The organism is Pedobacter steynii (genome assembly GCF_900103665.1).
GTDB classification, from domain to species: Bacteria; Bacteroidota; Bacteroidia; order Sphingobacteriales; family Sphingobacteriaceae; genus Pedobacter; species Pedobacter steynii.
In genome coordinates, this window is the sequence record NZ_FNGY01000001.1 from 491,231 (window position 1) to 515,671 (window position 24,441).

Here is a 24,441-nt window from a genome sequence, read left to right on the forward strand (position 1 = left end):
ATGTCAGCACCAAAACAAGAAGATTCCTTCTGGACAAAATATAAGAAGTTTGCAACAACTGAAATCCTGATGTACCTGATCATGATCATCGGCATCGGATTAGGCATTCTGATCCTTAGCTAGTTTAATTTATAGACCACTTTATCATGGTCTGCAATATTTACATTGCTCATGAAATTGCTGAACTCCTGGTATTGCGCTGCGGGGTAATTTCCATCCTTCAGCTGAAATTTCCTTTTATAAGTCAATATTTTCCCTTCAATTTTAAGTTCGGAACTGTAGGTGCCAAAAGGACTGATGATCCGTTTATTCTCTGGTTTGGCCTCCATTTTGAAGCCTTCCGGAAGCTCATAACTGAGCTCATCCTCATCTGTAAAGCCCCTGTTGATATAGACTGGTAAAGTTCTGTTCCTGACTTCAGGAATGTTGCGGGTCTTATTGAAGGCATTTAATTCCAGATAAAACAGATCGTTACTTTTAGCTGCATATTTCTGTATGTCCAGTTTAAAAGACTCCAGGGTATGCGGTGGTGTACCTTTGTCCTGAACGAGTTTAAAATCGTTGAAATTGATGTTGTCGATATCGTATTTGTCTTTTAATAATTTCAGTTGTTCGGTATAGGGTTGCGCAACGAGGCTTTGATAGTTGTCGTACTGAGCCCCGCTGAACCTGGTGTTTAACTTTCCGGTAACTGTTCCTTCAGCATCTACATTCAGCTGTGCCTTTCTGACCAGTAAATTCATACTGCTGCTCAGTGCAGGTGTTTTTATTAGTTTTCCTCCTTCAGGCGTACAGGCAAGAACAGTACGGTCGTCGGTGAAATCGCCAAGAAAACCAAAAGGGCTATCGGAACTGGTGCATTCCAGCCATACGGTATCTGTTTTAAGGGGGACTGCCAGGATAATGTGATTGCCCTGTTCCATACTCGCAAAGTCGGGATCCATGCTCTTCTTGTTTCTTCCTGCATTTACAACACAGTACAAAGAAGGAATGTCTGCTGCTTTTAAAAGGCTTTGGGTATAGTTCACCAATGCTTTGCAATCTCCATAAGAGAGTTGCTGAACTTCTGCAGCGGGCATCGGCTGAAAGCCTCCGATTCCAATCTGTACACTGATGTACCTGGTTTTCTTTTGCATGTACTGATAGATCTTTTTCGCTTTCTCACGATCGCTGTCTGTTCCTTTAACGAGCTCCTTAATTTCTGCAGTGGTCTGCTCCGGAAGGCTTTGCCGCCCTTTGATCAAATCATTATAAACCCATTTGCCGAGTTCTTCCCAGTTCTGATAACTTCCTTTATAGCCGTAATAACTAAACTGTCTGGCGGCAATCTTTACATAGGTCTGGTACAGGTCCGGATCAGGAGCAAAGGGCTCTGATTTAAAAGCCGGTTTATTGCTCACCTGCCAGGTGTAAGTCGTTGTTTTTTCTGTTTTCAGGACTTCAGGTTTGTCGTTATAATTGTATTCCCTGATCCTGATCTCCTCATTTGGTTTGCAGATAAAGGTATAGCTGTTCTTTTCTACAGATTGATCAGCATAAGGATTGGCATACCAGTCGGGAATAATCAGGTTCTGTTTGTTCCTGATTTCGTACTCATAAATCACAGTATAGGGATAAGTGGTAACAATGGGCGAAAAGTGCTTCAAGCGGTAGTCTATAAACATACTGCCATCACTAACGGCACTGTGATCCGTAAAATCACTTTGTGTAAATTTGGCGTTTACATTCCCAATGGCATCGAGTACCTGGCCTCTGATGCGTTGAATGCTGCTGCTTTTATCGTAATAAATGGTCAGGTCTGCTCTTGGATCGCCGTTTTTGTTCCAAACAGTTACGACCTTTTTAACCTTTATGATCACCTGATCCACTGCACGCATGTCGACGGTAGTTTCCATTTCCCGGATCACGGCATTAGCCCTGCTTCTCAGGCTGGAAGGGATTTTATCAGCTGCATATTCCAGCTGGGAAAAACAAGGGATGCTGATGAATGTCAATAAACATAGGAATAGATTCCTGATCATAACTATTTCGCTTTTTTAAAGATGATTTCCGTTTTTTGTGTCTGAATGATCCTGCTGTAAAACTCTTTCAGGGAAAGGTATTCCTCTGATGGATAAATTGGTTTGTTCAGTTGTAGCAGCTGGTTGAAATTAATGATATGGTTATCGAAGGTGGTGTTGCTCATGTATCTTCCTCCGTTTTCCTGCAACCCAATGTTGAGGTCTTTAGGTTGGCCTGTCAGAACGAAATCCTCAGGAACGCTCAGCTGAATGCTGCACCTGGTTTCCTTGCTGGTCCCCAAATCTACAGGATAGGTTCTTTCGTTCAGGTTGAAAGGATTCTTGCTGATGTTGTCAATAAAGAAAGGACTGAAGAAGATTTGTGAGGCCGACGTGCCGTTATAAGAGTTAATTTCTATTTCGTATTTCTCTACCAGGGGTAAGTTCAGGCTATCTACATTTTGAATCTCATACTTGCCGAAGCTGATCTTTGGCATTTTTTCATCGAGTTTTTCTACATATTCTGCGACAGAGTTGGCCGCAAGAATATCTCTTCTCTTTTTTAATGCAGCATATCCCGAGGAATAGGTCAGCAGTTCCCCTTTTATTTTCCCATCCTTGGTTAGGGTGGCGACTAAATTATAGCGGGTATAATCTTTCTGACTGGCCTTAAGGTCATACCAGTAAGAAGGTTTTTTCAGGTTAATTACCCTTCCCTGTCCATTGATACAATGCAGGGGCAATAAGCCAAAAGGAAGGAGCGGAACGGAAGCATCCAGCAAATAACTTTGCTCCCCGATGTTGACTTTCGCTACGACATAGTTGAAATCAGTGATGACCGGATAAAGGCTATTTACCAATCCATATTCACGGGTAGAAAGAATCACCGCTTCTGCATCAAGGTTGGCCGCGTTAAGGGCTGCAATGAGCGAAAGGTTAATATCGCCGGTATTTCCGGTATGGGTTTCCAATGCTTTTTTAACAGCGGTTTCGCTATAGATGCCTATAAAACCATTGGACTTGATGTTTTTGCTGATGTAATTGTATACGGCTTGTGCTTTACTCAGGTCGTCGGTTGTGTTTTTAAGAATCTCAGGCATCAGCTCTTTAAAAGCATCTTTTTTCTTCATCTGTGATCCGAAAGACTTTTCCGAAACGAGTTCGTAATCGACATCCTTCCATGTTTTAGTGACATTCCTCTTGCCTCCATTCCATAAATGATAGTCGGACAGCTCGAAGTTAATGGCCGATTTAAAGTTGACGGCAGCCGTCATATAATCCTCCTCAATAAAGGCAGGAACATTCTTCATGATATAGGTCATCCTGGAACAATCAAAATTAGTTCCCGAAATCCGCATACATTCTTTTTGAAGTTCTGCATTGCTCGAGCTGAGCTTCATTGCCCCTTTGAGCGAAACGTTATAATTGTAGAGTCCGGGAATTACTGCAATATATTCGCTGTGCAGCTTAGGGATACCGGATTGAAATTCCCAGGATTTAAAGTTGAAAATTCTTGGAATTCTCATTCGGTAAGTGTATTCAATAATGCTTCCATCCATCAGATTGGGCATGGTAAACTTGGTTGCCGCACTATACTTATTTCTTTTCTCCCTGAATATTTTCTTAGGATCGAGCTCTGTTTGTTTAAAAACACCATCTATATAATTAATGGTAACTGCCTTAATGTCCCTTATTTCATCCTCCAGGTCGTCATTAATGCGTTGTGGGATAATGATATTTCCGCTTTCAAAACCTTGTTTGTTGAAAATTTTAATGCGGACATGGTATAGGTATTCAATGGCCAGACGGCCATCAGCATCATTGTGATCCATCATCGCAGTTCCAAATTCCCGGAGTACGATGGCATTGGCATTGCTGTCCAATACCGTGTTTTTCAAGGCGATATCCTCATGACTGATTCCCGCAAATTTGAAATCCTGGGCCATGGATTTCACCGAACAAACCATCAAAAATAATATGAGGTAAAAGTATTTCATAAGAGCGTAACTAATTAATCGCCAAGGTAAGGTACTTCCGAAGAAAAAAAAAGCGCCGGCACTATTTTATACAATGCTAAATAAGTTCAGGTTTAATGGATGATTTTTACGACTTTTGAAAAGCTACGAAAGCGTTATGAAATGAATTCCCGGGGATTCAAACCTTTAAAAATAGCAACATATACTAATGAAATTAAATTTAAACCGCCCTCTTGCTTTTTTTGATCTGGAAACTACAGGTGTAAATGTAGGTGCAGATCGTATTGTTGAAATTGCCATTTTAAAAGCGATGCCCGATGGGGCGGAGCTGATCAAAACAATGCGCATTAACCCTGAAATGCCGATTCCTTTGGCATCGTCCCTGATTCACGGGATCTATGATAAGGATATCGCCAATGAGCCTGCCTTTAAAGATGTAGCTGCTGAACTTGCCGCATTCATTGGAGAAGCAGACCTTGCAGGTTACAATTCCAACAGATTTGATATTCCGGTACTACTGGAAGAGTTTTTAAGAGCAGGAGTAGATTTTGATATGTCTGACAGGAAATTTGTAGACGTTCAGAATATTTTTCACCAGATGGAACAACGCACGTTACGTGCTGCTTATAAGTTTTATTGCGATAAAGACATCATTAATGCGCATTCTGCCGAAGCAGATATTACTGCTACTTACCATGTGTTGCTTGCTCAGATTGAGCGTTACAGTGACACTGAGTTTGAAGATAAGCAGGGTAAGATCTCTAAACCGGTAAAGAATGATGTAGATGCCCTGCATACCTTTACCAATATGAATAAACCGGTGGATTTTGCCGGAAGAATGGTTTTCAATGATCAGGATCAGGAAATCTTCAACTTTGGTAAGCACAAAGGTAAAACGGTAGAACAGGTGTTTGATACGGAGCCAAGTTATTATGCATGGATGAAACAGGGAGATTTTCCGCTTTATACCAAGAAAAAACTGGAAGAGATCTGGACCCGCTGGAACAAAAAAAAGGAACAGCTAAAGCAGGAAAAGCAACAGCAAGCTGTGGCGAATAAGCCGAAGCCAAATCCAGGACCTAATCCAAATGCGAGACCCAATCCCTCAGCTGCGCCTCAAAAAAAGTCGAAGCCTGCTGTTGATGTGACTAACGATATGTTAGAGCAACTGAAAATGAAGTTTGGAAAATAGCATAAATCCTTAAAAAATATAAAGAGGCTGTCTGGATTAATTTCCGGCAACCTCTTTTTTTGTTAAAACAAAATATACTTATGAAGAAGATCTCATTTTTGCTGGTATCCATATGCTGGTCCGGTTTGGTTTCTGCACAACAGCACTTACCCGTTCCTGCTGAAATTCAGGCTGCTTATGCTAAAGGAACGAGGGCTGTGACGGGGAAACCGGGAGCTAAATACTGGCAGAATACCGCCAATTATGAGCTGAAGGTTAATTTTAACCCTGCCAGCAGAGAATTAAAGGGGGTGGTAGATGTGGTTTATTATAACAATAGCCCGGATACGCTGAAACAATTGTGGTTTAAGCTATATCCAAACCTGTATAAGCAGGGCGTGGAAAGAAAAACCAAGTTTAATGACCGGGACCTGAACGAAGGGGTAAGCATCTTTTCCATGCAGGCTGATGGCCGCAAGCTTGACCAGCAGGCAATGACAATTGAAGGAACAAACATGCAGGCGGCAATCGCTGCATTGGCTCCGGGGAAACACATCAAGTTGAAAATTGAATACAAATACGACCTGAACAAAGGTTCTCATATGAGAACTGGTCAGGTGGATGAAGGTTCTCATTTCGTGGCTTATTTCTTCCCTCGTGTTGCGGTATATGATGATGTGGATGGCTGGAACAAATTCCCTTATACAGGAGACGTAGAGTTTTATAATGATTTCTGCAATTTCAAAGGGGAAATCACGGTTCCTAAAAACTTTGTAGTCTGGGCTACCGGAGATTTGCTGAATGCAAAACAAGTGCTGAAAAAAGACATCGCAGAGCGATTGGCTAAAGCAGAAAAGGAAGATGCGGTAATCGATGTAATTGACGATAAAGACCTGGCAAATAAAGCCGTTACTGCCGACCAGGCTTACAATACCTGGAAATTTGAAGCTAAAAATGTAACGGATTTTGTCTTTGCTACGAGTGATCATTACCTGTGGAAGTCCAGCAGTCTGGTGGTAGATTCCCTGACTGGAAGAAGGACGAGGGTAGATGCTGCCTTTAATCCGATTCATAAGGATTATTATGAGGTGATTGATTTCGCCCGTAAAACGGTTCATGCGATGAGTTTTGTTTTTCCTAAATGGCCGTATCCGTATGCGCATGAGACGATCTTTGATGGTCTTGACCAGATGGAATATCCAATGATGGTAAATGATAACCCGGTAGAAAAAAGACAGGATGCGATCACGCTGACGGTTCATGAGATCTTTCATACCATGTTCCCTTTTTATATGGGAACGAATGAAACGAAATATGCCTGGATGGATGAAGGCTGGGCAACCATCGGGGAATGGCTGATCGGACCTATGATTGACACGACAATGGTCGATGAGTATGGTGTGGCACCAACGGGAATGTCTTCGGGCTCTAAAGATGATGTTCCGATTGTTACGTTAAGCACTGAGCTTAAAGGCGTGGGTTCATTCACCAATTCTTATCCTAAGCCAGCTCTGGGCTATCTTTTTGTAAAGGATTACCTGGGTGATGAGTTGTTTAACAAAGCTTTACATCATTATATCAGTCAATGGCAGGGAAAACACCCGATGCCTTTCGATTTCTTTTACAGCATGAATGAAGGTTCCGGTAAAAACATGGACTGGTTCTGGAAACGCTGGTTTTTTGACGAAGGAGTAACGGATATGGGCATTGTTTCTGCGAATAAAGTAGGAGAAGAGTATGAAATCGTGATTGAAAATAAAAGCAATAAGCCTTTGCCCGTAGATCTTTTACTGACGTATGAAGATGGCTCAAAGATGCAAATTCATCAAAGTATTGCTGTTTGGGAAACTGGAGATCAAAAGATCAACCTTAGGGTTTCAGGTAAGAAAAAATTGAAAACAATAGCGTTGGGGAGCGCCCATGTGCCAGATAAAGACAAGTCTGATAACGTGTTGAGTTTGTAATTGCCGAGGTATTTTGATTAAAGGAGTCTGAAAAGGCTCCTTTTTTTATGAGTATTTATTTCTGTTTTCAACTACAAGGTATGTTCGTGTTATATCATCTCTGCTGAGATCGTGAGTGATCATCTCGGGGAATAAGGTTTTTGTTGATGTTTTCATTAAATGTGTTATGATTTTTTTTTATAATTAATATGTTTATCATGTGTTTTTTAAAAGAAATTAAATAATGTTTTTGGTGTAAAATAGTCTTAAATATGGTGTGCTAATTTTCTACATTTGCGGTGTTTTTATATTTTAGATATTTGTTGCGTATTCATGCAATGAAATAGGAATATAATCCCTTAATAATTATGAGAAAATTCTTTGCCTTAGCAGTTTGCATGCTGCTCTTGATGGCCAAAAGCTTTGGTCAGCCGTATCTTACCAATATTTATTTCAAAAGTCCGGAAGTATCTGCATTTAACCGATCGATTGAAACTCCTGTTTCAGTGCATACGGGAATTCCCAATATTAGTATTCCATTATATGAAATTAATATAAAAGGAGTTACAATTCCTATCGTTTTAAACTATCAGAGTGGGGGAATTAAGGTCGACCAGGAAGCGACCTGGGTGGGCCTGGGATGGACGCTTGATTATGGCGGCCAGATTTCGAGAAAAGTAAGAGGAACGCCTGATGAGGAAAAGTTTATGGTTCCAAAAAGCTCTGGAGAAAGCGTAGCTAGTTATCTTTCTTTACCACCTCCTGCCGACAATGCGGCTGTCGTTTTAAGGACTGATAATATTAGATCAGCTAAATTTGGAGGAAAAGACTATATGCCGGATGAGTTTTACTATTCTGCAGTTGGTTCTTCCGGTAAGATGATGTTCAGTCAGGAATTGGGTAAATTCATAACTTTTCCCAAAGAAGATATAGCTATAACCAGTCTTGATGATCAAAAAGTTCCAACGATAAACTCCTTGTATACGATCAATATGAAGTTGCCTAACGGTTTATCCGTTGATTTTGGTGATGGTACTTATGTTTCCCAAAATAAACTTATGGGGGGAGGAAGTATCATAAATTCCTGGCCGATAAAAAAAGTGGCTAATAACTACAGCGAAGAAGTCAATTATTCTTATCAAGCCTTTCGTCATGATGATTATAAGCTTTTGGGCGCAACATATAGTACTTATACTTCAACCATGGGAGGACGTTCCGGAGTAAATCAGCAGGTAAAAGTTGATAAATTTATTAATAACGACAACAGGTTGAAAGTAATCTCCTTTCCTGGTGGAACAATCGAATTCCAAACTACCGGAAGAAGCGACATGGAGAATGAGAAATTAGCTGAAATCATCATCAGTGATAAATCCGGTGTTGTGGTTAAAAGAATTGAATTTCAGTATAGTTATTTCTATGGGAATAAGTATGATATGCTGGATAAAATGAATCCTGTTGTAAACACGAAGGTCCCGGCATCTTATAAGTTTGAGCGTCTGAAATTAGATGGCATAACGATTACAGGAAAGGATCATACCGCTGCTGCCAACTATCGTTTTAATTATTACGAGAACATGTTACTTCCTTCTAAATTTACCTATTCTCAGGATCATTGGGGCTTTTACAACGGAATACCAAATGCTCAGTCGCTTTCTTTCATTCCGAATTTTTTAGGCAACGGAGGAGATCGCCGCGTTAGCCCATATTTGTCTAAGGCCTTCTCTCTGAGGTCAATTGTTTATCCGGAAGGAGGAAAGTCCGAGTTTGTTTATGAAAATAATACCGCCAATATTGAAGGTATACCAAGACCTCTTTTAAGTGGGTATCAGGATGAAAATTTAGAAGAGAAATCTGCAGGAATAGCAATAAGCAGTCATAGCCGGAACTCCTCTTATCCCGAACCTGATTTTATAGATTCAGATGGAAACAGGGTTTTTTATAAAACATTCACCATCCCCGATAATGGATATCCCTATATTGGTTTGGGTTGGAGATGTGGTACTAATTTCGGTTTGACTACGCAAGAAGCAAATATGCCGCAATCTGCAAATAACGCAAATTTTAAACTGGAAAAATATGAACCTAGTGGTTATTTAAGATATTTCAAAGACTTTAATACTACTCAAGCTGGTTTAGGCCAGGGAGCGCCGATAAGGAAAGGAGATAATGATCTGCCGCTTGTGCTTGAACCTGGTACTTATAGAATGACCGTGACTCTGACTTATAACATTAAGTATGTAGATCCTAGTGCTGAAAGACAACCTTATCATCTCGGTTTTACAGCGTATTGGAGAGAACTTAATCCGACAAAAAAAATGGTAAATGTCGGGGGAATACGTATAAAAGACATCAATTATTATGACAACAAGGGGCTGCTTTCCAAAAAGAAATCTTTTGATTACACAAAAGAAACCATTAATCCCGTATCGCCTGTAGTTACTTCAGGTAAAATTGTTTCCTTTCCCAAATATTTCAATTATAATTTTGGATTTTTTTTCGATGATGTTACCTTAGGTGGTGGAATGCGTTGGGGATCAACTATTCAGTCAAATTCGGTTTTGCCATTAGAGACCAGTTCCGGAGCATTTTTAGGTTATGAGTATGTCAATGAATATGACATCGATTTTAATACTTCCGCGAACAATTTGAAAACCAATTATTTTTTCTCTTTTACTGAACCTTATTTTGGTAAGAATTACCCTTATCTGAATTTAGCTACGATAGAACCTAATGAGTGGAAAAGAGGTAAACTGCTCAGTAAAAAGCTATTTAACAAGGAAAAGGTAAGGGTTCAGGAAGATTATACTTATTATGATACCGCGGAAGAGTATATTTCGGAGATTAATACTGATCTGATCAGTTTTCAATACATAAAATCAATTGACAATGGCTATTCGGATTTACCGGATGACTTTTACGATAGTGCACCCACCTATTTTAATTCGGAAGATATTACAAATTATAAAGGTAATGGCATTCAGAGCCCATTGTTTAGTTATGGAGTTGCTGACTATACTTCAAGAATTAACTATCGAATGGGAGCTAATTACCTGGTTGGACCACCGCAGGATTTTCGTTTGCCTTATTTTATGCGACAGACAGGTTTGGATAAGCTGAAATCTAAGACCATTACTACCTATGATGATGACAATAAGGCAGTTGTCCAAACTGAAGATTATTATTATCAGAATAATCCGAAGCACAATCAGTTAGGGAAAACGATTAGTATCAGCAGCAATAAAGATACCCTCGTTTCAGAGAGCAAATATCCGTTGGACCTGATATTAACGGGACAGGAAGAAGCTGCCCGTACTGCCTTAATTACTAAACATCAGCTGGATTCAAAGCTGTCACAGATTACGACTAAGAATGGTAAAAAGGAAGTGTCGACAATTGACTATCAGATTGACATGGTAACAGGATATGTTTTGCCTAACGTATCCAAAACCAATAGTGGTAAGAATGGAGCAGATGAAATAAGAATTCGGTATAGTAAATTTGATGAAAAGGGAAATCTTTTAGCCGTATCTAAAGAGGAGAAGGACAATACGGTATATGTATGGGGTTACGGAAAACAGTATGCAATAGCGGAAATCAAGAATTCGGACTATAATACCGTTGAATCGGTTCTTGGAGGAATCGATAAAATGAATGCGTTTACGTCCCAGCCCTCTCCATCTGATGCGATAGTTGGAGCCTTTCTTGCCCCTTTAAGAACTGATCCCTTGCTGAAAGACGCAATGGTTACGAGCTATACTTATAAACCCCTAGCTGGTATGACAAGTATGACTGACCCGCGTCAGTTTAAAACATTCTATGTATACGATGATTTGTTAAGGTTATCTCTAATCAAAGATCATAAGGGTAATATTGTTAAACGATTTGAATATAACTACGCGCCAGGGCTAATTGAGGCTGACAGGCCGAAGTTATCCCTCACAGAATTGTACTTTAATTCTCTTACATTTTCAATTACGCTACCTGGTAGTTCCACGACTTCCTGTATGCTGAAGTATATAGATTTGTCGACTAGTCAGGAATTTCAGACCAATCTCCAATGCTCAGGAACACTGAGCCAGGTCGTTTCATTGCCATTGAGCAATAGAACTTACAGGTTTACAGTAATTCAAAAGTTATCCGATGGAAGCATATCCGCATCAGATCCGTTTGAAGTCTATGTTCCTGAACAAAAAATGAACTTTAATTAACCTATGTATTATCTGTTCTTCCTCAGCGCCCGAGGGAGTTATATCTGAATATGAAAAATAAACTATTTCAATCATGCATTTTGTTGCTGGCTATCAACTGCTCTGTTAAAGGCCAGGAGAATCAAAACCCTGTTTTAGACACCTATCTCAATCAAAAGGAAATCAGGGCGGCCAAAAGCATCACACTTAAACCGGGGTTTCATATTCCTGAAGGAAATAATGTCCGGATTTTTATCGGTGCAAATTTTCAGGAGTGTGTCGACCTGCTTTCTGTACCGAGTACTAATCAGAATTATATCTTAACCCGGACTTTTAAAGTTTCTGATGTTAAGACTGAAGCTGATCTTAAGGTTCAGCGGAAGGTTTGTGATGAAAACCAAAGTATACAATATTTCGATGGCCTTGGCCGTCCGATTCAAACGGTAATGGTAATGGGGAGTCCTGGATTCAGAGATCTTGTTCAACCTATCGCTTATGATGCTTTTGGCCGGGAATCTAAAAAGTATCTGCCCTATGTGTCTACGTCGACGGTCGGTAGTGGCAGTTACAAGACAACTGCGATCACTGATCAGGATGTATTTTATAAGAACCCTTCTGCAGGCGTAGTTCCGATCCCTTCTGCTGCTTTTGCTGAAACGAAGTTTGAGGCTTCCCCTTTAAACAGAATATTGGAGCAGGGGTCACCGGGAGCAGACTGGCAATTGAACGCTGGTCATACTCGGAAGATAAGTTACGGAACGAATAATTCTAACCTGACCTCTGCAACTACAGGCTTTTCGGTTCGGTTATATACCGCTCAGGCTACAGGGGGAACCAGACCGGCACATGAACGGACACTTGGGGGCACAGGATATTATGTGGTAGGTCAGTTGTACCTGACGATTAGTAAGGACGAGAATTGGGTGGAGACTAATGGAAAGGAAGGAACTACGGAAGAGTATAAAGATAAAGAAGGTAAGGTGGTGTTGAAGCGGACTTTTAATAAAAATGAAAGCGGGACAATGGAAACCCTTTCTACCTATTATGTCTATGATGACCTGGGTAATCTTAGTTTCGTTTTACCTCCGGGAGCATTAGCCGATGGAGTTGCTATACCTTCGCAGACTGTTCTGGATGATTTTTGTTACCAGTACAGATATGATGGAAGAAAGCGTCTGATTGAAAAAAAAATTCCAGGTAAAGGTTGGGAACATATGGTTTATAATAAATTGGATCAGCTTGTTCTGAGCCAGGACATTTTACAAAGAGGAAGTAGTAAATGGTTATTTAATAAATATGATGCATTTGGAAGGACGGTGATGACAGGGATCATCAACAGTGATTTGCTAAGATCAGCTTGGGAAACGAATATAAATGATCAGCCTGACTTGTGGGAAGTTCGTGACGATACGAATTCCAACGGGCTTGGAACTGGTACGGGATATACCAATAAGACATTGCCTGCGCATAATTTGGTGACTTATTATTATACGATCAATTATTACGATGATTATACGTTCTATGGCAATGGCTTTACCGGGCCTTTGTCCGGAGAAAACGGGTCGGTGAAAGGTTTGCTTACAGGAAGTAAAGTAAATCTGTTGGGAGCTGGAGTAACCTTATTGAATACGATGCTGCTGAGTACCAGTTATTATGATGCAGAGGCTAGGGTAATCCGGACTAAAAGTCAGCATCATTTGGATGGAACAGATGAAGTTTTTAATACCTGGAATTTTGCCGGGGAATTAAAGGCAAGTATCAGGAAACATACTGCAGGTAGCAAGATTACCACCATTGCCACTCGTTATGAATATGATCATGTGGGACGCAAATTGGCTACCATTGAACAGATTAATTCTGGTCCAGAAACGGTGTTGAGCAAACTAAGCTATAACGAAATCGGTCAGCTACAAAAAAAGGAGCTGCATAGCACGGATAATGGTATTAGCTATCTGCAAAAGACTGAATATGGCTATAATGAACGAGGTTGGATGAAAAGTAGTCTTTCTGATCAATTTAGCCTCAACTTAAAGTATAATGATGGCACCATTCCGCAGTACAATGGTAACATCGCAAACCAGAACTGGGGAGTAGGTGTTAACTTGCCGAATAAATTTGTCTATGGTTATGACAAATTAAACCGACTTATCAGTAGCAATGGTACCGATTCGGAGATGACTGAAATGCTAAGTTATGATGTGATGGGAAATATCAAAACGATGAATAGAGGCGGACTTGGATTGGGAACCTACAATTATGCGGGTAACCAGTTGACGAACATTACTGGCGCTCCTCTTGTTACAGGAACTTATGTTTATGATGATAATGGGAATGTGACGACTGATGGACGGACAGGAGTGAAGCTGACTTACAATATCCTGAATCTCCCTGTTACAGCTGTAAAACTAAAGGTAGACCTCACGTATACTTATGATGCGACAGGTAAGAAGTTAAGGAAACTGAGTAGTGGGACTACCAGGGACTATATTTCAGGAATAGAATATAACAATGGAGTAATAGATATAATCCAAACTGAAGAAGGGGTAGCCAGAAATAATTCAGGAAGCTATAGTTATGAATACAACCTGACAGACCACTTGGGGAATGTGAGGTTTAGCTTTAATCAACATCCGGGCACAAAGTTACTTCAGGGCTTACAGGCAGATAATTTTTATGTTTTTGGTAAACGTAAAGTTGTCAGTGCAGGACCAAATAAATATCTTTATAACGGGAAAGAGGTTCAGGAAGAATTAGGAGAACAGTATGATTATGGGGCAAGATTTTATGACCCGGTAATTGGAAGGTGGAATGTGATGGATCCTATGGCAGAGAAATATTATGGCGCTACTCCATATTCTTATTCGATGAATAACCCAGCTTCACTAATAGATCCGGATGGACGTGATGTTGATGTTTCCCAACTTACTGATGAAGAGCATAAGAAAGCCTTGGTAGAATTCTTAAAGACAAAAAATGGGCTTGCTTTTATTGCTTCATATTTAAAAAAAGGTCAATCATTCACTATAAAAATGGGCGACAAGAATCATGTGTATAAAGGAGGTAGTGATGGTGAATTTGCTAATGATTTACTTGCAATAGGAACTAGTCGTGGTGTTGGGGGAGGAAGTGGTGTGGTAGTAGCTGGAATAACGCGAACCACTAAACCTACAGATCGGGAAGAACTAAATGAGGATCCCTATGGCGGGACTGACAACAAATATGACGTTAGAAAAATGGTAGTAGAGGAAATTTGGCTAAGTTCTGGACGTGGAGTAGATGAAGCGACTTTAACCTTAGGACATGAGGCATTTGTACATGCTTTCCCAGATCAAGCAAGATTAAGAGAATTAAGAAATGACCTAAATAGTGGCGCTATTCAACCAGGAACTAAAGCTTACGAAAAAAGGTTAGAGTCAATTAGCCAGAGTGGAGATGTCGATCATAAAAACTTATCTCAAGGAAAGTCCAAAGCTTTCATGAATTATAGTCGACAATTAGATGCTGTAAATAGCACAACAAAGTTTACAAAATCCTATAATGAGCAAGTTAAGGCACACAAATAATATGAAATTATATATGAATATGTTTAATAGAACTCTCTTTTCAATCATAATTATGAGTTTATTATTAACAACAGCTTGTAACCATTTTGATGATGATCTTTATATCATCTCAAAAAGTGATAGTTTGGCTAAAATTGAGCATACCAATAAGGATGGAATCTCACTTGTCCCCCCTAAATTTAAATATGCTCCATACACTTTTATTATAGACTCAGCCGGCAATTTTTATTTTTATTGTATGCCTGAAGAAAGACCGCAGTCATTTTTTGATGGTGATGAGCCCGAATACCTTGGCCTTCAACCCAATCGGGTATTTAGTGTTCCAAACGGTTTCGAGCAAAAATTCTTTGAGAGAAATGTTTTATATCAGAAAAGCTCAAGAGGTACAAAAGGTATTATGATTGCGTCTTATAAAGATTCTATTAATTCAAAATTTCTGAAGGATTTAATCGAGTTTACAAAAGTAAAAGAGAACAAAATGGGGATTCAGGTACGTTTGGCATTACCTGAAGAACGAGAAGTCTTGAGATTTAAATTAGCAGGACTGTATTATGATCCAAAATTTTAACTAGATACCGATCTGTATATACATCCTTGACAGTCGTTTCCATGTAAAAACTATAAATCCAGGATGGAAACCCTGGATTTATAGTTTAAATAGTTATTTTTATACCCCATGAACAGATTATTCAGCCGTATTTTAGCATTTTTTTTATTACTGACCTTATGTCTGCCATCTTCATGTGCCTTGAAACAGGGCATCGTTTACTTTTTCTCCGCCTCCGTTTTTGAACAATCAGTTCTGGTTAGAACGACTAAAACTGTTACTCCTTTTCAGGTTAAACCGGAAGTCGGAATAGCTGATTGCAACATGCAAAGTAATTTAAGAGCAGGAGCACTGAAATCGAGGACTCAGGCAAGCACAGCCAGCATGCTGCCGTTTTTGTTTTTCATCTTACCTGGATTTTTGATTTCTCTTCTGCCCACCGATAAAAGACTTAGTCAGCTTCCGATCCCATATTCCTGGTTTCGCCGGCAAAAAACGTCTATTTTTCTGCGGCACAGTTTATTGCTCCTATAGGATTTTATTCCTAAAATTAGTTGTCCTCCAATGTTTAGCGAGGCGAATGAATTCAGTAATAATCTCATAAATATACCCCATGACCTCAATAAAAGATCAACATAACAATACAAATAAAAAAAACTGGTTTACATTTTCAAACATCGGGATGGCAGTAGCAATCCTGTTTGTACTTACCATTATATTTAAGCCTGGTGCCAAAGGCTGGGTGATTCAAAAGCTGATGGAAGTAGGTTTGATTCAGCCGCCTGCAATACCAAAAGATTCAGTGCCGGAAACAAATATGGCAGTGGCTGTACCCGGTGGTGAGCAGGTTACCTTTGCAGATGGCAAAGGAAAATCCATCAGCCTTGCGGAGTTAAAAGGGAAAGTTGTTTTCATCAATTTCTGGGCAACCTGGTGTCCTCCATGTATCGCTGAAATGCCATCTATCCAGGATTTATATACGAAATATAAAGACAATGAGCAGGTGGTTTTTATCATGGTTGATGTAGACGGAAAATATAAACAAGCCAGCGGTTTTATGAAAAAGAAGGGATATACATTACCGGTTTATTTGCCGGAAAGTGAAGTCCCAAAGGAATATTTTGCAGGTTCAATGCCAACCACGGTAATATTGGATAAGTCTGGTAAACTGGCCTTTCATCATTTAGGAGCTGCAGATTACAGTGATCCGGAGATCACCGGATTTATTGACAAGCTGTTAAAGTAAAATCGATAAGACGTAAAAGTCAACTTCATCAGCTATATAAGGTGCTCCGGATAAAACCTGGGCACCTTTTTATTTAGGTACAGTTTTGATGAAATCAATATTTCTGGTCAGCCCCTTAAACTTGGTTCGTTTCACTGCAGAGTTCTTAAATATGGCTTTAAACACATCTTCAGTGATGTCCAGCCAATCTTCCTTTTTCATTTGCAGCAAGTTTTCATTGGGCTGAAACTTAGGTTCTGAATGGGGAACTGAAAAACGGTTCCAGGGACATACATCCTGACAAATATCGCAGCCAAACATCCAGTTTTCCATCTTATCATTAAAGGATTGCGGAATTTCTTCCCTCAGCTCTATGGTCAGGTAGGAAATACATTTTTTAGCATCGATAATAAAGGGCGATAAGATCGCATCGGTAGGGCAGGCGTCAATACATTTGGTACAGGTTCCGCAATGGTCCGTCTCAAATGGGCTGTCGTATTCCAGGTCAAGATCTATAATCAGCTCTGCCAGGAAAAAGAAGGAACCGCTCTTTTTATTGATCAGGTTACTGTTTTTACCGATCCAGCCAATACCTGCACGTTTTGCCCATGCCCGGTCCATCACCGGAGCAGAATCTACAAAAGCACGTCCGCTGACTTCGCCGATCTCTTCCGAAATAAAGTTAAGGAGTTGAAAGAGCTTATCCTTAATCACGAGGTGATAATCCGTGCCATAAGCATACTTCGATATTTTGGGTGCATCAGGGTCTGCCTGTCTTTCTTCGGGAAAATAGTTGAGGGTAAGCGAGATGACTGATTTTGAATCGTCTACCAATAACCTTGGGTCCAGCCTTTTGTCGAAATGATTTTCCATATAAGCCATTTCCCCATGGTGGTTGTTTTCCAGCCATTTGGTTAATCTTGGCGCTTCTTCTTCCAGGAATCCTGCTTTGGCAATTCCGCATTGCATGAAGCCCAGCCTTAAGGCTTCGGCTTTAATCATCTTGCTATATTTCGCGGAATTGTTCAACATCGGCTACAAAGATAAGATTTAGCGGGAAAACCTTTTAGGAGATAGGATGTTGTTAACATAAAGGAATAAAAATTGGAAATCATGGAAGACAACAATCCACAACACAAAGAGGATCCACTAAAACCGCATGTACCAATAGAAACGAATTATGCCAAACATCAGGATAATCCCGGTCCCTCACCTCAGGCGGTAAATGAATATGATAAGAATGGAGCCGGCCCGATATTGAAATGGATCATTCCAATATTGGTTATCGCATTATTAATCTACTGGCTGTTTTTCAGACATGCCTGATTAAAAGAATAATTATGGGAAATATCGGAATGCTGCTGCCAGAAGGTAAAAGCATTCCGATAACGTTTTATTTGAGTAACCTCACTTCATATAGATCTGTACGACGATCTTTCAGGATCTTTACGGTTCCGAAATGGTGGAGCTCATCCAACAGGTGCAGGTCTACATCGACCACCAGCATCATTTCTGTATTTGGTGTGGTCTCTGCTTTTACGGCATTGGTAGGAAAGGCAAAGTCGGATGGAGTAAATACGGCCGATTGTGCAAACTGTATGTCCATGTTGTTCACCTTCGGTAAATTGCCCACACATCCTGCTATGGCTACATAACATTCGTTTTCAATGGCTCTGGCCTGCGCGCATCTTCTGACCCTGGTGTAACCGTTTTGTGTATCTGTAAGGAAGGGAACAAACAGGATTTGCATGCCCTGATCGGCATAAATTCTACTCAGTTCAGGGAATTCTACATCATAACAGATCAGGATTCCGATCTTTCCGCAATCCGTATCAAAGACCTGGATCTTATCCCCACCCACCATTCCATAGTATTTCTGTTCGTTAGGGGTGATGTGGATTTTCCGGTATTCTTCCGTTTTGCCGCTTCTATGACATAGATAGGTAGCGTTGTAGAGCTTGTTGTTCTCTATAATCGGCATACTTCCCGAAATCACATTTACGTTGTAGGAGACTGCATATTCCTGTATTTTACTCACGATTTCTTCCGTAAGCTCTGCCAGCTTACGCATGGCCTCCATTTCCGGCAGGTGATTATAGGGTTGTAATAAAGGCGTGTTAAAAAACTCCGGGAACATGATAAAATCTGATTTGTATCCACTCACTGCGTCTACAAAGAACTCCACCTGTTCATAAAAAGCTTCAATGTCCGGGAACAGCCGCATTTGCCATTGTACCAGTCCAATTCTGATGGTTTTTGCAGATCGTGCCGAAGCATCTATGCCCTGGTAGTAAATGTTATTCCATTCTAACAGGGTCGCATAGTCCTTAGATTCATGATCTCCGGGCAGGTAATTTTTAAGTACTTTTCTGACGTGAAAATCGTTGGAAATCTGGAAGGTCAGGGTAGGGTCGAAGATTTCCTTTGCTTTTACCTTATCAATATATTGTCTTGGTGTCAGGGTTGCTGCGTATTCATGGTAACGGGGGATTCTGCCTCCGGCAATGATGCTTTTCAGGTTCAGGCTTTCACAAAGCTCTTTTCTTGCCTCATACAACCTTCTGCCGAGCCTTAATCCCCTGAATTCAGGGCTTACAAATATTTCTATCCCATACAATACATCCCCCTCAGAATCGTGTGTAGAGAAGGAGTAATCGCCGGTAATATTTTTATAGGTATGTTTATCACCATATTCATCATAGTCTACGATGATGGATAAGGAACAAGCCACCACTTTATCGTCTACTGCAATGCAGAGCTGACCTTCGGGAAATAATTTAAGTAATCTTTCAATGCTGCTCTTGCTCCATATCTGTCCGCCCAGGGTCTCATAGGCCTGTTGCATTGATTCTTTCAAATCATTGTAATCCGCTAAGGTGAGTTTTCTTGTTTCTATGTTCATATCCGTTAATTTAGCGAATAAGAACAGAAATGATGCCTAAATGAGCAGATTGGTTAAAATAGTTTGCCTGTTTGTCCGGGGAAGTTCTTTTGCAGGTGTTTATATGCAGCTTCGGTCACTTCCCTTCCGCGTGAAGTACGCATCAGGAATCCTTCCTGTATCAGGAATGGCTCATAAACCTCTTCAATTGTTCCTTCATCCTCACCAACAGCAGTGGCAATGGTTTTCAACCCTACAGGGCCTCCTTTGAATTTATCAATGATGGTCACCAGGATCTTGTTGTCCATTTCGTCCAGTCCATGCTCATCTACATTCAGGGCTCTTAAAGCATATCTGGCGATCTCTGTATCGATTTGTCCGTTTCCTTTGATCTGTGCAAAGTCACGTGTTCTTCTCAACAGCGCATTGGCGATACGGGGAGTTCCCCTGCTTCTGCGGGCAATTTCATAAGCACCTTCTTCGGTAATTGGAGTTTTTAGGATATCTGACGATCTTAAAACAATGGTAGTTAACAGTTTTGCATCATAATAAGCCAGGCGGGAGTTGATCCCAAACCTTGCCCTTAATGGTGCAGTTAACAATCCTGATCTGGTGGTTGCACCAACCAGGGTGAAGGGGTTTAGAGAGATTTGTACAGAACGGGCATTCGGGCCGCTTTCCAGCATGATGTCGATCTTGAAATCCTCCATTGCAGAATACAGGTATTCTTCGACCAGTGGGCTCAGGCGATGGATCTCATCAATAAATAAGATGTCTCCCGGTTCCAGATTGGTCAGCAGTCCGGCCAGGTCTCCGGGTTTGTCTAAAACCGGTCCGGAGGTGACTTTAATCCCAACACCCATTTCATTGGCAATGATATAGGAGAGGGTGGTCTTGCCAAGTCCCGGAGGACCATGCAATAAAACATGGTCCAAAGGTTCTCCGCGTAACTTTGCAGCCTTTACAAAGATCTTCAGGTTCTCCATGATCTTTTCCTGTCCCGTAAAGTCATCAAATTCCTGCGGGCGCAATACTTTTTCAATATCACGTTCAAAGGGAGTTAAGCTTTCTGAATTGGGATCAAGATTTTCGTTCATGGGGTAAAGTTAGTATAAAAGGCTTGTAATTGATATTATTTGCTAAACTTGGACGCTACAACAGCTTCCTTAATGCCCTTGGCATAGTTGTAAAATCCTTCTCCGGATTTCACTCCTTTATTTCCGGCAGTCACCATATTGACCAATAAAGGACATGGTGCATATTTAGGGTTTCCGAATCCATCATGCAGCACATTTAAGATGGCCAGACAAACATCCAGACCAATGAAATCTGCCAGTTGAAGCGGGCCCATCGGATGTGCCATTCCCAGTTTCATCACGGTATCGATCTCTTCCACACCTGCAACGCTTTCATATAAAGTATAGATGGCCTCATTGATCATCGGCATCAGAATTCTGTTGGCCACAAAACCAGGGTAATCATTTACTTCTACCGGAGCTTTGCTCAGTTTAGTAGAAAGATCCATCACAAAAGCAGTCGTCTCATCACTTGTGGCGTATCCTCTGATCACCTCTACCAGCTTCATTACCGGAACAGGATTCATGAAGTGCATGCCAATCACTTTATCTCCTCTGTTGGTTACAGAAGCAATTTTAGTGATCGAGATAGAGGAGGTATTGCTGGCAAGGATGGCTTCTGGTTTGGCAAAAGTATCCAGGTCTTTAAAGATCTTTAACTTCAGTTCCAGGTTTTCCGTTGCCGCTTCCACAATCAGGTCTGCATTGGCTACGCCTTCTGCAATCTGTGTGAAATTAGTTATGTTTTTCAGGGTATTCGCTTTATCAGCTTCAGTAATCGTGCCTTTAGCTACCTGACGGTCCAGATTTTTCCCGATGGTGCTGATGGCGCGTTCCAAAGCTTCATTATTTACATCAATTAAGTTTACCTGATAGCCAAATTGCGCAAAAGTATGTGCGATTCCATTGCCCATTGTTCCTGAGCCAATCACTGCGATGTTCTTCATTTAAGTTTTTTTATGGTAATCAATTATTACGGTGCTAATCTATTGATAATCCATGAACCATCCACCAACTGGTAGTTCAAACGGTCGTGCAGCCTGCTTGGCCTGCCTTGCCAGAATTCAATATGTGTCGGTTCTACCAGGTATCCTCCCCAATGAAGCGGACGTGGAATTTCTTTGTCTTTATATTCCGTACTCAGCTGTGCGACTTTCTCTTCCAGGGATTCCCGGTTTGGAATGACGCTGCTTTGCGGCGAGGCCGAAGCACCAATCTGGCTTCCTGCCGGTCGGGAATGAAAATAGGCGGTAGATGCTTCCGCATCAATTTTACTTACCACACCATCAATGCGAACCTGTCTTTCCAGTTCAGCCCAGAAAAATACGAGTGAAGCCTGAGGGTTTTCTGCCAGATCCTTTCCTTTATCACTGTCGTAATTCGTGAAGAATACAAAACCATCTTCATCAAAACCTTTCAGCAGGACGATGCGCGCCGAGGGCTTGCCATCGGAATTTGCCGTGGCCAGTGTCATGACATTGGGTTCAAAGATTTGTGCGTCTACGGCTTCGGTAAACCATTTTTTAAATTGCAGGATGGGATTACTTTCCACATCAGTTTCGGCTAATTCTGCTGAGCGGTATTCCTGTCTTAAATTCTGTAGATTTTCTTTATTCAGCTCCATGTACAAAAATAGGTTTTAGTTTATTTAATATTATCGCTAAATTTCCGAAATGTTAAGTCGATTAGAGCCATCCGCAGGTAAATTATTAATTTCAGAACCATTCTTAATGGATCCTAATTTTAAGCGTTCTGTAGTTTTTCTTACCGAGCATCAGGAGGAAGGAACCGTAGGTTTTATCCTGAATCAACGCAGTACTTTGTTGCTCAATGATTTAGTGCCTGACTTTACAGGCGAAGATTTTCCGGTTTATCTGGGTGGTCCGGTAGCGATAGATACGATTCATTTTATCCACAGACGCCATGACCTGATCACAGATGGGGAGGAGATTGCCAAAGGGGTATGTTGGGGTGGTAATTTTGAGACTTTAAAGGTTTTGATCAACAACCATAGCATTAAGCCGGCCGACATCAAGTTCTTTATCGGCTATTCCGGTTGGTCGGGCCAACAGCTAAAGAATGAAATGAAAGAGAATACCTGGATTGTGTCCGATCAGTTTCAGGCTGATGTGGTATTCTCTAACAATGAAGAGGAACTCTGGAAGGAAGTGATCATCAATCTTGGGCCTAAATATGCCCATGTGAGTAATTTCCCGCTGGATCCTAATCTTAATTAATAATTTTCAAGATCTATCGCGCTTTCTTCAATCTTTTTCTTCAGATCATCTTTGTAAGCCTGCATTTTTGCAGAAAGCTCAGGACTTGCTGTAGCAAGAATTTGTGCGGCCAGTAAGCCTGCATTTTTCGCTGCATTTAAGGCAACAGTAGCTACAGGAATGCCATTTGGCATTTGAAGAATAGATAAGATAGAATCCCATCCATCAATAGAGTTGGATGATTTTACAGGAACACCAATCACAGGTAAGGTAGTGATTGAAGCCACCATTCCAGGTAAATGTGCTGCACCACCTGCACCGGCGATGATCACTTTTAACCCTCTTGATGCTGCATTTTTTGCATATTCAAACATTCTTTCCGGAGTCCGGTGAGCAGACACAACGGTCATTTCAAATTGGATATCGAATTCTTTTAGGATATCGGCTGCGTCTTTCATGATAGGAAGGTCAGACTTGCTGCCCATAATAATGCCTACTTGTATGCTCATTAGGAAATAACTTTTAGTGTATTTTTGATGTAATTGGCTTTTTCAATTGCTTTCTCGCGGTTTTGGTCTACAATGGTGATGTGTCCCATCTTGCGGAAAGGCTTGGTGTATTTTTTACCATAAAGGTGTACGTATACCCCTTCAATGGCCATGATCTTTTCTAATCCCTGGTATTTCGCCACACCATTGTGGTTCTTTTCTCCAAGAAGATTGATCATCACGGCATTGTTGATCGTACGGGTATCACCTAATGGAAGGTTGAAAATCGCACGTAAATGCTGGTCAAACTGAGAAACATAGTTTCCTTCGATGGTATGGTGTCCGCTATTATGCGGGCGTGGAGCAAGCTCATTCACCAGGATATCTCCGTTTTTAGTGATGAACATCTCTACCGCCAGCAATCCGGTGATGTTTAGGGAGGAAGCAATGTTTTTAGCAATGGTTTCCGCTTTCTGCTGGATTGCAGCAGGGTAAGTAGAAGGCGAAATCAGGAATTCTACGAGATTTGCTTCTGCATTGAACTCCATCTCCACCATTGGGAATGTTTTCACATCTCCGTTAGGGTTTCTGGAAACAATTACAGCTACTTCTTTCTCGAAATCTACCAGTTGTTCGATTAAACATGGGGCATCAAAAGCATTTTCGATCTCCGCCAGGTTATTTATTTTCATTACCCCTTTACCGTCATAACCATCTTTACGCTGTTTCAGCATGTAAGGAAATGGAAAAGGACTGTTGCGCATGTCTTCTTTGGTATTTACCAGTTGAAATGGCGCAGTAGGAATGTTGTTTTCTTTAAAAAATTGTTTCTGAACACCTTTGTCCTGAATCAAACGGATCACCCTGGATTGCGGATAAACCTGTTTGCCTTCTTTTTCCAGTTGTTCCAACGCTTCAATGTTGACCTTTTCTATTTCAATAGTAATGATGTCTGCTTTTTTGCCGAAGTTATATACGGTGTCGAAATCAGTGATAGAACCACATTCAAAGTAGTTTGCGAGGTGTTTACATGGAGCGTCTGTATCCGGATCTAAAATTAAAGTGGTTAAATTATAATTGATGGCCTCTTGTATCAACATCCTGCCCAATTGTCCGCCACCTAATATGCCTAATTTTAAATCACTTATTTGTTTTGCCATATCGATAT

Annotated in this window: 18 protein-coding genes; 9 read left to right on the top strand and 9 right to left on the bottom strand. The window is 40.8% G+C overall.

Features of this window, described 5'->3' with window-relative positions:
* Complete coding sequence (locus tag BLQ87_RS34155) at positions 1–123, top strand: hypothetical protein (protein WP_262502356.1); 123 nt, start codon at positions 1–3, stop codon at positions 121–123.
* Here the strand turns inward: BLQ87_RS34155 and BLQ87_RS01910 are convergent.
* Both BLQ87_RS01910 and BLQ87_RS01915 read right to left on the bottom strand, forming a co-directional pair.
* Positions 120–2,021: a DUF3857 domain-containing protein gene (locus BLQ87_RS01910; RefSeq protein ID WP_074604439.1), complete on the bottom strand. Its 1,902-nt coding sequence runs from the start codon at positions 2,019–2,021 to the stop codon at positions 120–122. The genes BLQ87_RS34155 and BLQ87_RS01910 overlap by 4 nt on opposite strands.
* Positions 2,022–2,023: 2 nt before the next feature.
* Positions 2,024–3,997, bottom strand: a complete 1,974-nt coding sequence (locus tag BLQ87_RS01915; RefSeq protein WP_074604441.1) for a DUF3857 domain-containing protein — start codon at positions 3,995–3,997, stop codon at positions 2,024–2,026.
* A gap of 187 nt (positions 3,998–4,184) precedes the next feature.
* On the opposite strand from BLQ87_RS01915, the gene BLQ87_RS01920 reads away from it, so the two are divergent.
* From BLQ87_RS01920 to BLQ87_RS01950, 6 genes are all read left to right on the top strand, one after another.
* Entirely contained in the window at positions 4,185–5,168 is a 984-nt protein-coding gene (locus tag BLQ87_RS01920) for a 3'-5' exonuclease (protein WP_074604443.1), read from the top strand.
* A gap of 80 nt (positions 5,169–5,248) precedes the next feature.
* Complete coding sequence (locus BLQ87_RS01925; RefSeq protein ID WP_074604446.1) at positions 5,249–7,111, top strand: M1 family metallopeptidase; 1,863 nt, start codon at positions 5,249–5,251, stop codon at positions 7,109–7,111.
* Between the two features lie 347 nt (positions 7,112–7,458).
* Complete coding sequence (locus BLQ87_RS01930; protein WP_143010306.1) at positions 7,459–11,298, top strand: hypothetical protein; 3,840 nt, start codon at positions 7,459–7,461, stop codon at positions 11,296–11,298.
* Positions 11,299–11,348: 50 nt separating this feature from the next.
* A complete protein-coding gene (locus BLQ87_RS01935; protein ID WP_074604449.1) occupies positions 11,349–14,840 on the top strand; it encodes a DUF6443 domain-containing protein in 3,492 nt (1,163 codons plus the stop codon).
* Between the two features lie 52 nt (positions 14,841–14,892).
* Complete coding sequence (locus BLQ87_RS01940) at positions 14,893–15,408, top strand: hypothetical protein (protein ID WP_074604450.1); 516 nt, start codon at positions 14,893–14,895, stop codon at positions 15,406–15,408.
* Positions 15,409–16,069: 661 nt separating this feature from the next.
* A complete protein-coding gene (locus tag BLQ87_RS01950) occupies positions 16,070–16,633 on the top strand; it encodes a TlpA family protein disulfide reductase (protein WP_074604903.1) in 564 nt (187 codons plus the stop codon).
* A gap of 69 nt (positions 16,634–16,702) precedes the next feature.
* On the opposite strand, the gene queG is transcribed toward BLQ87_RS01950, so the two are convergent.
* Positions 16,703–17,644 carry a tRNA epoxyqueuosine(34) reductase QueG gene (queG, locus tag BLQ87_RS01955; RefSeq protein WP_074604452.1) on the bottom strand — a complete coding sequence of 314 codons (942 nt, stop codon included), beginning with the start codon at positions 17,642–17,644 and terminating at the stop codon, positions 16,703–16,705.
* Positions 17,645–17,725: 81 nt separating this feature from the next.
* Between queG and BLQ87_RS01960 the strand changes: the two genes are divergently transcribed.
* Positions 17,726–17,938 carry a hypothetical protein gene (locus tag BLQ87_RS01960; protein WP_074604453.1) on the top strand — a complete coding sequence of 71 codons (213 nt, stop codon included), beginning with the start codon at positions 17,726–17,728 and terminating at the stop codon, positions 17,936–17,938.
* Between the two features lie 67 nt (positions 17,939–18,005).
* Here BLQ87_RS01960 and BLQ87_RS01965 read toward each other — a convergent pair whose 3' ends face one another.
* From BLQ87_RS01965 to pdxH, 4 genes are read right to left on the bottom strand one after another with little or no spacing between them, the layout of a single operon-like run.
* Positions 18,006–19,514: a bifunctional GNAT family N-acetyltransferase/carbon-nitrogen hydrolase family protein gene (locus tag BLQ87_RS01965; RefSeq protein WP_074604454.1), complete on the bottom strand. Its 1,509-nt coding sequence runs from the start codon at positions 19,512–19,514 to the stop codon at positions 18,006–18,008.
* Between the two features lie 53 nt (positions 19,515–19,567).
* The gene (ruvB, locus tag BLQ87_RS01970; protein ID WP_074604455.1) at positions 19,568–20,590 is read right to left on the bottom strand and encodes a Holliday junction branch migration DNA helicase RuvB; all 1,023 of its coding nucleotides are present in this window, start codon (positions 20,588–20,590) and stop codon (positions 19,568–19,570) included.
* Positions 20,591–20,625: 35 nt separating this feature from the next.
* Positions 20,626–21,516 (bottom strand): 3-hydroxybutyryl-CoA dehydrogenase, encoded by an 891-nt coding sequence (locus BLQ87_RS01975; RefSeq protein ID WP_074604456.1) that lies wholly within the window; start codon positions 21,514–21,516, stop codon positions 20,626–20,628.
* Positions 21,517–21,542: 26 nt separating this feature from the next.
* Positions 21,543–22,193, bottom strand: a complete 651-nt coding sequence (gene pdxH / locus BLQ87_RS01980; RefSeq protein WP_074604457.1) for a pyridoxamine 5'-phosphate oxidase — start codon at positions 22,191–22,193, stop codon at positions 21,543–21,545.
* Positions 22,194–22,242: 49 nt separating this feature from the next.
* On the opposite strand from pdxH, the gene BLQ87_RS01985 reads away from it, so the two are divergent.
* Positions 22,243–22,806 carry a YqgE/AlgH family protein gene (locus BLQ87_RS01985; protein WP_074604458.1) on the top strand — a complete coding sequence of 188 codons (564 nt, stop codon included), beginning with the start codon at positions 22,243–22,245 and terminating at the stop codon, positions 22,804–22,806.
* On the opposite strand, the gene purE is transcribed toward BLQ87_RS01985, so the two are convergent.
* Both purE and BLQ87_RS01995 read right to left on the bottom strand, forming a co-directional pair.
* Complete coding sequence (purE, locus tag BLQ87_RS01990) at positions 22,803–23,294, bottom strand: 5-(carboxyamino)imidazole ribonucleotide mutase (RefSeq protein ID WP_073229193.1); 492 nt, start codon at positions 23,292–23,294, stop codon at positions 22,803–22,805. The genes BLQ87_RS01985 and purE overlap by 4 nt on opposite strands.
* The gene (locus tag BLQ87_RS01995; protein WP_074604459.1) at positions 23,294–24,433 is read right to left on the bottom strand and encodes a 5-(carboxyamino)imidazole ribonucleotide synthase; all 1,140 of its coding nucleotides are present in this window, start codon (positions 24,431–24,433) and stop codon (positions 23,294–23,296) included. Before BLQ87_RS01995 ends, purE begins: the two co-directional genes overlap by 1 nt.
* Positions 24,434–24,441: the final 8 nt, after the last annotated feature.